Origin of the sequence: Streptomyces sp. PH10-H1 (assembly GCF_030063355.1) — a bacterium.
In the GTDB taxonomy this organism is placed as follows: Bacteria; Actinomycetota; Actinomycetes; order Streptomycetales; family Streptomycetaceae; genus Actinacidiphila.
The window spans coordinates 1-1,725 of record NZ_JASISZ010000202.1; the positions used below are offsets into that span (position 1 = coordinate 1).

At 68.8% G+C, this 1,725-nt stretch carries 1 protein-coding gene; it reads right to left on the reverse strand.

All coding sequences use genetic code 11. The annotated features are described in order from the left end of the window. Positions 1–156: 156 nt before the first annotated feature. Positions 157–1,584 carry an IS1182 family transposase gene (locus tag QMK24_RS41195; RefSeq protein WP_502962724.1) on the reverse strand — a complete coding sequence of 476 codons (1,428 nt, stop codon included), beginning with the start codon at positions 1,582–1,584 and terminating at the stop codon, positions 157–159. Positions 1,585–1,725 lie beyond the last annotated feature (141 nt).

Sequence of the window (1,725 nt, forward strand, 5' to 3'; positions counted from 1 at the left end):
CTAGGAGCGTGGGTCGGTATCGGGTAGTCGTCCGGGGTGATGGTGGTCAGCGGGATCGGTGGCGGCCGCCTGGTCTGTGCCGGTCGGCCGAGGTCGGGGTGTTCTGGCCCCGGGAGGCTCTCGTGGAGGGGCTCTGGGCCGCCCTGGCTGGGCCGTTCAGCCGGTCGCTGCTGTGAGTCCGGTGGTCCTGGCGTGTCGGAAGATCTTGCGGAAGTTGTGGCAGGCGGCCAGCAGCCGCCATTCGCCGCGGGCGCCGTCTTCGCCGCGCAGGAGGAGTTGGCGGCCGTTCTGGCAGGTCATGATCTGTCCGAAGACGGGTTCGACGATGGCTTTGCGGCGGCGGTAGGCGGCTTTGCCGGGCTTGGTCCGCAGCTTGCGGGCCATGCGCTCTTTCAGCGTGGCGCTCGCTGGTATCCGTCCGCGCGGTGCGGGTGGGACCTGCTCGTCGTGGGCGAGTCGGCCGGTGGCCATGAATGTGTCGGTCCCGCAGTCGAGTTGGCGGTCTTTCGCAGCTTCGAGGTTCGTCTCGGAGCAGTACCCGGCGTCGACGAGGGCCTGCCCCGGATGGATGCCGGTGTTCTGGGCGGACTGGTCGAGCATGGTGGTGTAGTTCAGCGCGTCCGAGGGGTTGGTCGTCACGTCGGCGGCGGTGATGACCTGGTGTGCCTCGTCGACGACGGCCTGGGCGTTGTAGGCCTGGATGTAGGCGCCCTTGCTGTTCTTCATGATCCGTGAGTCGGGGTCGGTGAAGTTGGCCTGCGCTTTCGGCTTCGGCCGGGCCGCCGTGGCGGCCTTGTCGCCCGCGTCGGCGATGGCCTGCTCGTCGCTGGTGCCGGCGCGTCCCTGCCTGCGGCGTTCCTTGTCCTCGGCGTGGCGGCGGGCCTTCTCGGCGGCTTCGGCCTCGATCTGAGCGCGGGCCGCCTGCATCTTGGCCAGGCGTTTCTCGCGTCGGTCGAGCTCGGCGGGCAGATCAACGTCCCTGCCGTCGATGCCGAAGACCTGGTCCTCGGCGGTATCGCTTGCTTCGGCGTCGGCCAGCAGCGCGGCGGCCATCGCCTCCAGCTGGGCGATCTCGGCCTCGACGCGCTCCTCCTTGTCGACCAGTCGGCCGTAGCTCATCGCCTTGTGCTTGGAGGCGCTGGCTTCCAGCTTCGTGCCGTCCAGGGCGACGCGGCCCATCTTGACCAGGCCCAGCTTCTGCGCCAGGTGCAGGGACTGGGTGAACAGGTCGGCGAGCGCGTCCAGGTGACGGCGGCGGAACCGGGAGATCGAGCGGAAGTCCGGGGCCTGGTCGGCGGCCAGGTACCGGAACGCGACGTCGTCGGCGCACTTGCGCTCGATCGCACGCGAGGAGCGGATGCCGGTGGTGTAGCCGTAGATCAGCAGGCGCACCATCAGCCGTGGGTCGTAGGGCGGGTAGCCGCGCTTCTCTGTGTAGTCAGCCAGGACCGGCGACAGGTCGAGCACCTGGTCGACCAGGTCGGCGACGAACCGGGCCAAGTGGTCCTGGGGCAGCCAGTCGTCCAGCGACGGGGGCAGCAGCAGGACCTGATGCGGGTCGAAGGCCCTAAACCGCTTGTCCACCGCCGCCGGACGACCCTGTGGCTGCTTCTTCTCGACCGGCTCGACCTCGAACAGCCCATCCCCACCACTCATACCGACATCATCCCGCATGAATGATCACGAACCACAGGCGGGTTGCCAGTTACTGACCCACGCTCCTAG